Raw genomic sequence first — 9,568 nt, 5'->3', positions numbered from 1 at the left:
GTTAATGCCCTGGCCGCTGATGTAGGTTAAAAAATCGATTTGCTTTTTGTACATATCCGTCTTTTATTCTTGGCTAAATGTAGCCATGAATCATAACTGGTTTTCCGCCTTCTTGGAAAATGCCACTGGTATAAAATTTATATTCAGGAACCATTTGATTAATTGCGGTTATCATTTCTTGGGCATTGTTTTGAGGATGATAGCTAGTTATGGCGATTTTTGGTTTACATCGTTTAATTGTTTGTGTTGCTCCGTTGATTAATTGTTGCTCAAAACCTTCGACATCGGCTTTTAAATAGGTAATTGTTGTGTCTCCAACTATAGCATCAATGGTAAGCAAATCAACCTCTTCTCCGCCGGTATTTTCATCGTAAAGAGACCCATCCAGAGAACTTTGTGCAAAGTTAACTTTCCCGTTATAATCTCCAACTGCAGCATGAACGATTCTGACTTTAGTCGTACAGTTTTCAAAAGTTTTATTTAAGGCTTCGCAAAAACTTTTACTTGGTTCCACAAGTATCATCTCTTTACATAACTGCGATACCGACAAGGCAAACAATCCTTCTGCTGTACCAACATCAAGTAGAACTTCGTTTTCACTAATTTCTGTTCCTTTTTTCTGGTAATAATGCCAATCGGATTTGTCAAACGTTTCGGCTACAACTTGATTGATTCGGTCGATTGGGAAAATCGTTGGCCAATAAAGAGGTTTCTCGACCCCGCTTACATGAACCTGCGCAAAATTTTTATCTTCATCATACTTAATAGTCGATAAATAGTTTTTTGCAATCTGCGCTACCGTAGGCTTGAATAAAAATGCAAGCATTTGCATCGTACTTATTCGATTTCTGGATTTAAATAACCAAAAGAAAAATATTTTTAGTCGGCGCATTTCATTTAAATTTTAACATTTGTGCTATTTAAAGCTCTAGATATAAATGTACTGGTTAAAAAACAATTATCTAATTTATTAGTGAGCTTGCAATCTACTTAGAGGAATTAGCCACAACACAATATACAGATCTTAGATTAGAAAACTAAAAAACTGTAATAAAAAAATAACACGCATTACTAGTGTAACCCAAGGTAATGTTCCATTTTGAATTTATCGATTGAAAAGAAGTTATCTCAGTATTATAAATATTGTCGTTTTTAAGTCTGTATTAATCGTTGATTTGTAATTATTTTTCGATCTTAGTGTCTTCTAAAGTGATTTGCTTATGAGAAAAATGATAACATTGATTCTTTTAACATTTATTTCTTGTTCTAGTGATTTGGACCAATCTGATTCGTTTAAGATAACGCTTGATGGTTTTACATCAGACTTAGAGAATAAAGATACTGATAACGAATTTTATGAAGTTACCGTAAGCCCTAACTTTGTTAGGTTAACATGTTCTCTTGGTGGTGTTTACGGAAATAACCTTGAATTACTTTTTACTCGTAAAGGTGAATTTGTTCGAGGTAATTTGTTTTTTAATGGTTACGGTGATGGAAATTACACGTTTAAAAATTATAGATATTTTGCTTCAAATTTTTTCATTTGCGAAATCATAGAGATTAATGAAAACACTGGCAAGATTAATATGCGTTTCAGTGGAAATTTATACGAGAATGATTTAGATCTTAATTCATACTCCCGAGCAATTTCGGGTGAAATTACAGTTTCTTTTTTAACTAGCGAAGATCCCATACTTGCATTACAATTCCAAGGTACTGAACAATATTGTGACTGTTCTATCAACGGTGAGGTATGGCGGCCGCTCTATACTACACCGATGAGTACATTTTGGAACGAAGGACCCTATGAAATAAAGGTTTCAATAGCAAAATTAGCCCCTATTGGGACTCATGAAATCGGAAGTTATAATGGGCAAAACAATGTTTCTGTTAGAAAATTTAATCCACAAACCTTGACTTATGAAGAATTTGTTGTTCAAGGAACGGTTTCTTATTCTTACAGGGAGTTTCACGGAGCCCGATTTTACTCCAACATTGGCACGTTTTCTCTAAATGGTGTAAATTCAAGTAACCCGCAGGAAACAATAGTTATTCCAGACGGTGTTTTTAGAAATTATCAACAATACTTTTAATAAAATGGGAATAAAAAAATATATTTCAGCAGTGATCTTATCTGCATTTTTCCTAGGCTGTGGAAACTCAGATGAAGTTACACCTGAAGAGCCTCAATTTTCTCTTTATATAAATGGCGAATTAAGTGCTTATAAATTTGATAAAGCTATTCAAGACGGCGACATGATTTATCTTATCGAAAGCAATTTCTATAATCAATTTCCTATCTTATCGAAAGGAACAATGTCATTCGATAAATTTGGTAGATTAGGACAAATTACCATCGAAGCTCAAACTGCCGGGATTAACCGTGTTTTTAGAAGTTTTAGACATTTTAGTTTGGAGTATTTTGAATCTTTTAATGTGAATTATGACTCAATTAATCAAAGAGTTACTGGTACCTTTTCAGGATTAGTATATTACGACCCAGAGAACATTCAATCCGAAACCAAATATATAAATGGCTCATTTAATCTCCCTGTTCGAAGAGAAGTTGTGCCTTTGGCGGGGCTTTCAAATAAATGTAAGCTAAATGGACAAATTTGGAGTTCTACTTTTTCATTTATCACAAAGCTAAATGAATCCTCTTTTGATAAAGTTGCTTTGAATTGCGTTAACAATGATAAATATAAGATTGCAATCAAATTTGATCGAGCAGAGGAAAATTTGGGTCTATTCCCTTTCACAGATTCTACATTCTTAAATAGCGTTGTTTTATCTGTTTACGATGTTGAACAAAATCAGTATGTGAACTATAATTGTACTGGACAATTAGATATAAGTCAACGTGCATTTAATACTATAAGGGGAACTTATAACTTTACTGCGGTCAATCCTACTGATGAGTCCGACGTTATCGTTGTTAGTGAGGGAGCCTTCTTTCTTGATTACCCTCCTTTTAGCTAATCGTTTAAATGATACGGTGAATTAATCAATAGCTTTGAATAACACAACTATAAAAAAGCCGTCTCAAATTGAGACGGCTTTTTTATTATAAAGGAATCTTATTAATTTAAGCTTCTTATTTTATCAGCTAACATAGTCCCTGAAAACATTTTTGGGTCAAAATTACCTTCTTTTGAAGGTCTGGGCGTTACTTTTTTGTTTGCCTTATCTACTGTAACCGATGTTGAATCTGGAATAAAGTACTCAAAGAAATCAGCGCTGCTTAATGTAAACGACTTCTCCTTAAATTTCATCGTAAAATTATTTACTACTATATCTTTCTGATCTTTATTCATTCCAAAATCTAGACGTAATTGATTTGCAACTGCATCAACAGGCAATTTGAATTCAATATCTTGAGGTTGATCGCTACCAACAACATCTACACGAACCGAATTTTCTTCAGAAAACTGTGTGTTTTCATCGGTAGTTTCCTTGAAAAAGAGTTGTAAGTTATCATTTTGCTTAACTGTAGCGTTGAGTACAATTGAGTACGTAGGAACTTCCTCTTTTTGTTGCTCTGCATCAGATTTTTTGTCGTCTTTACAACTAAACAGTGTAGCAGAAATGAGCAGAAATGTAAGTAAACCTTTAATGTTCATGTTTCTAAATTTTTTGGCAAATTTATAATTTTTGTTATTACCTTTTTTGATTTCAAAACGAAATTTAAGTGATCCTATTATGCGTAGTAGATATTAATTGCACTTGTTTTTAAAATAAACTCAAAAAACAACCATACTAATTTTAAAAAAGCTACCGCATTTTTAAAATGAAAAAGAATGTTATGATGATACATCAATCCACATTCTCCGTTAATAAGCCGTCGAGAAGAGCCGTAGAGATTAACATAGGATCGTAAATTAAATTGTTAGTCTGCTGTCCTTGCAGAGACTTTTCTCTTTCATTGTATTGAACTTGATTGTTTGGTATAAAATATCTAGATAATTCTTCCGCTTTTATGAGTATTTCCCTTTCTGGAAGTTTAATCTTCAAATATTTCAATTTCATCTTCTTTTGCTTATCGTTGATTCCTAAATCAAGCCTTAAACCTTTCAATTTTTGAGGTTTATTAAATTTAAAAACAATATCCTGCAAAACAGGCTTTCCTTTTACATCGCACCAAATAGAATTGTTTTCGTTAAAATACGGAGCAGAACTATCTAAAAAAAACAACTGAAAGTTATCGTCTTCCTCAACAATAATATTCAAAGTAACGACAACTGATTCTGCTCTATAATTACTTATCAACTCATAGCGCTTGGCCCATGTATCAAAACCATTAAATTCTTTATCAACAAAAAAGTACTTATTTAAAATTTCTTTTGTCTCACCATTCGGTTTATATTCCCGACCAAAACCATCAATATACCAAAAGGATTTTAGCGAGGTGGTATCCATTTTTATAGCATTTATGTAAGTATCTAAATCGCTTTCTTGAATTTCATGATATGTGCTGTCGTTCTGGAAAAAAAACGGTAAATACCATCCTAAACTACTCACTACCTTCTCGTTATTTTTACTGTTCTGCTTTATAAAATCGGTGGTTTCACGGAATTGTGTTTTTTGGATTCTCAAGTAATAATGATCAGTATTTACTATATGATTTAGAGAAAGCGCTAAAAAAGCGAAAGCAACAACAGTTATTGCCCATTTATAATTCAATAAATCGATAGAAATAGCTAACATCAACGCCAATAATGGAATTACTACGATGAAATATCTGCTAATCATCATAGGAACTGACAGATAAGATCTAACTAATGGAATGGCAACAACAATAATGACGATCGCCGTAAACATTGAAATGCTGAAAACTAATTTGTTTTTTACTACTTCCTTACCACTTTTCCCCGATTGTAGTTCTTTTCTAATTTCGCGAGCCAAGCAAAAAAATAGAAAGAAAAACAAAAAGTAAATTAAGTATAAAAGCATTTCGTTGTTGGCAAAAAACTCTTTAAAAATTAATAAAACAACATCATTGGTTGGTGTAGGTATCCAAAATTGTTTGATTTCGCTAGCTTTTAAAAGTATAGATGCCGCTGGTAAAAATAGTAGCAAAGTAATTAGCCCAGAAAACATGGCAAATCGTACAACAATCCAGCGTTCTTTAAGCTCTTTAAAGAACAGTGAAATTAGTAGGATAAAATAAAAGGCCGCTAGTACAAAGAGTCCGAAAAAATGGATGCTTATCATTATCCCTGCCGTAAATCCAAACCAAAAAGCCGATTTAAGATTGGGTTTCTTCATAAACCGTAATAGCATATGCAATGCAAGTATGGTAAACAAAAAGAGCAACATATACGGCCTCGCTTCCTGAGAATACGATATATGAAACGGATTTACCGCCACAATGAGCGCCGCTAGATAACCAACGCGTTTCGAAAAAAAAGCAATTCCAAGTTTGTAGATGGCCAACAAACTTAGTACTCCTATAACTGCCGAATACGCTCGTGCTACGTAGGTCGTGTAACCAAAAATTTTAAACAAAAAATACAGCGAATAAAAGTATAAAGGTGGGATTTGTTCGCCCTCTATTATAGCTTGGTAAATTTGAGATAGGTCTCTTCGTGGGTCGGCTTCATTTAAAGAGTGTATTTCATCTAACCAAACACTTTGATAATCGATTTTATAAAATCGCAATAAAATAGCAACGAGCAATACTCCGATGATTACTGCATGATCTTTAATTTGCTTCATCATTTGCTTTTGTTATCGAATCAATAAAGCTTCTATAAATGTCGGCTTTGGGTTCGGAAATATTTTTCCGTGAACTTAATTGCAACAGCAATACAATCAAAGTAACCGAAAACAACTGAAGTATGATTCCAGAAATAATCAGAATTAAACTGGAGGCCCAGCCAGGTATGGCATTATCTGTAAATAACTTCTGGTATAAAATATACAATACAGATATAAAACAAATGGCAATTCCATACAAGGAGACTCTTAAAATGCGGAGAGATAAAAAGTCAAAATACACGGCTATTGAACTTAAACCGTGTAAAATCAATCCGTTAAAGTTCATTTTTGAAACACCCCTGTAACGTTTACCTCGATCCAACTCCACTTGTGTGTACGGGATTCTCGATTGAATGATACCTCCCGAATAATGATTCCATATATTGTGCTGGTGCACCACCTTCCCCAACAGGTTTTTAGGAATACTGCTAAAATTTCCAAAACTTATGCGCTGACCTGTTAGAAAATGAAACAAATTCTTATAAAAATAATAGCCCGTTTTAAACCAAACAGACTCTTGGCGCTTTTTGCGCTGTGCGAATACAATTTTCTTACTGTGTTCTCTCTCTGCGGAAGCTATTAAGGCCGGAATATCTTCGGGTCGGTCCTCACCGTCGCTGTCCATTACAACCACGTAATCGTAATCGGTAACTTCGTTGTAGATGTATTGAAGACCCACTGCAATAGCTCGCTGATGACCAATGTTTAATTTAAGATGAACCGTTATTACCTCAAGTTTTGTTTCTAAGAAAGGTTGCTGTTCGGTAGAACCATCGTTGATTGCAAAAACTCTTAGTTCCAAATCGTGATCTTTAAGCAAGAATTCAAGCCGATTCAGCAGAATTTGAAAACTCTCCCAATCGTTAAATACAGGTGTAAGACAACATATTTTTAAATTCTATTCATTTATTTGTGATATCTTGCTGATAGTCAAAGTTGTCTTATTTACTAAACTCCCTTAAAACCCTAATCACTTCCTCAACCTCTAATTCATAATACAGCGGCAATCTAACTAAAACATCGGTAAAATGATCGCTGTTCACTAAACTTCTTCCATCGTGGCGTTCGTGATAAAACGGACTCTTGTGCAAGCTCAAATAATGAAAAACCGCTAAAATTCCGTGTGCTTTTAAGTGATTTATAACCGCCGTTCTTTGTTCTAAACTCGTACAAATCAAATAAAACATGTGCCCGTTATTGCTTGCGTACACCGGTAATTCTGGAACTTTGATGTTCTTTTCGGCGGCCCAAGAAGCTAAATTTGTGTAATAAGCGTCCCAAATGGCTTTGCGCTTTCGCTGAATGTCCTCTAAATTTTCGAGCTGTGCCCACAAAAAAGCTGCTACAATCTCCGAAGGTAAAAATGAACTCCCGATATCTACCCATCCATATTTGTCGACTTCTCCTCTGAAAAACGACGAGCGGTTGGTTCCTTTTTCCCATATAATCTCGGCACGCTTCGCAAATTGCTCATCGTTTACCGCTAACATCCCACCCTCTCCAGAAATAATATTCTTGGTTTCGTGGAATGAAAAAGCCGCTAAATGACCGATGGAACCCAAAGCCTTTTTAGTGCCGTCGGCGAAAGTGTAATAGCTATCTATTGCCTGCGCTGCATCTTCAATAACAAATAAATCATGTTGCTTGGCAAGTGCCATTATCGGTTCCATATGACAAGCAACACCGGCATAATGAACCACAACAATAGCTTTGGTACGTGCCGTAATCAAGGATTCTAAACTGTTTTCGTCTATATTCGGATGATCGGATCGACTATCAGCAAAGACAATTTTGGCTCCGCGCAAAATGAATGCATTGGCAGTAGAAACAAACGTGTACGAAGGCATAATAACCTCATCGCCTGGTTCAATTCCCACTAAAATCGCAGCCATTTCAAGTGCATCAGTACAAGAAGTGGTAAGTAAGCACTTCGAAAATCCGTACTTGTCTTCAAAAAATTTCTGGCATTTCTGTGTGTAAACGCCATTCCCTGATATTTTACCACTTTTTACCGCGTCTTCAATGTAAAAAGTTTCTCTTCCGCTCAAATACGGTTTGTTGAAAGGGATATTCATAATCAGATGATTGGCGTAAATTTTGCTTTCGCAGGAAGTAAAAACTTCATAAAAGCAATTTCTTCTTCACTACTTCTTTTGGTGTAAGTGCGATCGGAAACGTTGAAAAACGAAATATCGCTTTTTGAGAAATCTATTTCAGAAACGTCACTAACAATTTCAATAGATCTAGCATTAGGATTCCACTGTTGCAAATACGCGCGCATTTTCTGAAACTTTTCCGACACCGAAACTTCTTTAAATTGAAATCCAATCTTGTCCGAAATCGACTTTGCTGGCGAACCTGCATAAATCTCGTTGTAATTCATGTCTTTTGTAACCACCGAACCCACCATGGCCATCGATTTATCGGCGGCAATGATCGGCGAAACGATGCAATGTCCTACAAACCAAACATCATTGCCAATTTGCATGGGCTTTTCCGACAAAAACCGACAACCTTCTAGCGTATCGCCGTACTTAATATGACTCCAAATTTGCGAATGGGCACCGATACCGCAATTATTTCCAATCGTTGTTCCTCCAATAGAATCGATTATGGAAAACTGACCGATCCAAGCGTTATGACCGATATGGCAAGGCAAATACCCGTGAATATTAGTGTCGTGTTGGATTTTGGAATAATCACCTAACGAAAAATCATCGCAAATTATCTGCACATTTGTTCCGATGTAACAATTATCTCCGATAACGATTCGGCGTGCGTTTCCATTAATTCCTCGAATAACTGCAGAAGGCTCAATTATCGTGTTCTTTCCGATGTAAATTTCATCAGCAGCGATGTTCTTAGGACTCATAATTCACGGTTTTTTCTACAATAAAAGGCTTTCTTCTTTTCGATTGATCGAAAATCTTTCCGATATAAATTCCTACAACTCCAATAATTGTAATCATCATTCCAGATAAAAACCAGATCGAAATCATGATCGAACTATAACCTAAAACCTTTATTTCCCCTGCAAAGTACTTATAAAGTGTATAAATTCCCGCAAAAAATGAAATCAAGGAAATAAACATGCCAATCTTTACAAAGATTTTTAGGGGCTTATTGGAAAAAGAGATTATCGTATCAAATGCCAATCTAAATAACTTTCCGTAAGTGTACGAAGTTTTTCCCTCAGCTCTTTTGGCGTGAGCTACTTCGATTGACGTACTCCGAAAGCCCACCCAATTTACAAAGAGCGGAAACGACTTGATGTAATCGCTCATCTTTAAAACCTCATCGATAACTTTACGATCGTAAATACCAAAGTTTGCTATGGTATTATCAAATTTACTGTCGGTTAAATAGCTATAGGTTTTGAAGAATATTCGCGAAAAGAGTTTTTTGAAAAAGCCGTCCTGTCGGTTACTGCGCTTGGCTAAAACAATGTCGTAGCCTGTTTGCATTGCTGTAAATAACTTTCCTATTTCTTCGGGTTGGTCTTGCAAATCGCAATCCATAACCACAATTTTATCTCCTGTGGCCAATGATAAACCTGCCATTATAGCCGGATGTTGTCCAAAGTTCTTACTGAGTTTTGCAGCGACAATACGTTGATTCTTTGCAGCAAGTGCTTCAATAACTTCCCAGCTATTATCCGGACTACAATCTTCTACCAAAACAATTTCATAGTCGTTAAAAATCGGCGAAACTGCTTGCTCGATCCGTTCGACTAAGGTTGGAATAATGCGCTCAGCTTTATAAACCGGAGAAACTACTGATAATTTCATTAAGCTTCTTTTTTAAAAGTTTG

Annotated in this window: 9 protein-coding genes; 2 read left to right on the top strand and 7 right to left on the bottom strand. The window is 35.3% G+C overall.

The features are described 5' to 3' along the window. Positions 1-73: 73 nt before the first annotated feature. Entirely contained in the window at positions 74-892 is an 819-nt protein-coding gene (locus ACOVQQ_RS08890) for an FkbM family methyltransferase (RefSeq protein WP_421817888.1), read from the bottom strand. A gap of 328 nt (positions 893-1,220) precedes the next feature. Here ACOVQQ_RS08890 and ACOVQQ_RS08885 point away from each other — a divergent pair, with 328 nt between their 5' ends. Together ACOVQQ_RS08885 and ACOVQQ_RS08880 are read left to right on the top strand one after the other, a co-directional pair. Further along, on the top strand, positions 1,221-2,093 hold the full coding sequence (locus tag ACOVQQ_RS08885) for a hypothetical protein (protein WP_421817887.1): 873 nt from the start codon (positions 1,221-1,223) through the stop codon (positions 2,091-2,093). Between the two features lie 4 nt (positions 2,094-2,097). Further along, positions 2,098-2,979 (top strand): hypothetical protein, encoded by an 882-nt coding sequence (locus tag ACOVQQ_RS08880; RefSeq protein WP_421817886.1) that lies wholly within the window; start codon positions 2,098-2,100, stop codon positions 2,977-2,979. A gap of 101 nt (positions 2,980-3,080) precedes the next feature. On the opposite strand, the gene ACOVQQ_RS08875 is transcribed toward ACOVQQ_RS08880, so the two are convergent. The 6 genes from ACOVQQ_RS08875 to ACOVQQ_RS08850 form a co-directional block, all read right to left on the bottom strand. Further along, positions 3,081-3,620, bottom strand: a complete 540-nt coding sequence (locus ACOVQQ_RS08875; RefSeq protein ID WP_421817885.1) for a hypothetical protein — start codon at positions 3,618-3,620, stop codon at positions 3,081-3,083. Between the two features lie 193 nt (positions 3,621-3,813). Beyond that, positions 3,814-5,715 carry a glycosyltransferase family 39 protein gene (locus ACOVQQ_RS08870; protein ID WP_421817890.1) on the bottom strand — a complete coding sequence of 634 codons (1,902 nt, stop codon included), beginning with the start codon at positions 5,713-5,715 and terminating at the stop codon, positions 3,814-3,816. Continuing rightward, positions 5,702-6,646, bottom strand: coding sequence for a glycosyltransferase (locus ACOVQQ_RS08865; protein ID WP_421817889.1), 945 nt, complete (start codon positions 6,644-6,646; stop codon positions 5,702-5,704). The genes ACOVQQ_RS08870 and ACOVQQ_RS08865 overlap by 14 nt, the downstream gene beginning before the upstream one ends. A 52-nt stretch (positions 6,647-6,698) precedes the next feature. After that, positions 6,699-7,832 carry a dTDP-4-amino-4,6-dideoxygalactose transaminase gene (rffA, locus tag ACOVQQ_RS08860; RefSeq protein WP_421817884.1) on the bottom strand — a complete coding sequence of 378 codons (1,134 nt, stop codon included), beginning with the start codon at positions 7,830-7,832 and terminating at the stop codon, positions 6,699-6,701. A 2-nt stretch (positions 7,833-7,834) separates the two neighbouring features. Continuing rightward, positions 7,835-8,629 (bottom strand): acyltransferase, encoded by a 795-nt coding sequence (locus ACOVQQ_RS08855; RefSeq protein WP_421817883.1) that lies wholly within the window; start codon positions 8,627-8,629, stop codon positions 7,835-7,837. Beyond that, complete coding sequence (locus tag ACOVQQ_RS08850; protein WP_421817882.1) at positions 8,619-9,545, bottom strand: glycosyltransferase family 2 protein; 927 nt, start codon at positions 9,543-9,545, stop codon at positions 8,619-8,621. Before ACOVQQ_RS08850 ends, ACOVQQ_RS08855 begins: the two co-directional genes overlap by 11 nt. Between the last annotated feature and the right edge of the window lie 23 nt (positions 9,546-9,568).

It is taken from the genome of Flavobacterium sp. (assembly GCF_049240005.1).
Classification (GTDB): Bacteria; Bacteroidota; Bacteroidia; order Flavobacteriales; family Flavobacteriaceae; genus Flavobacterium.
This window is presented reverse-complemented; position numbering and strand designations above follow the sequence as displayed.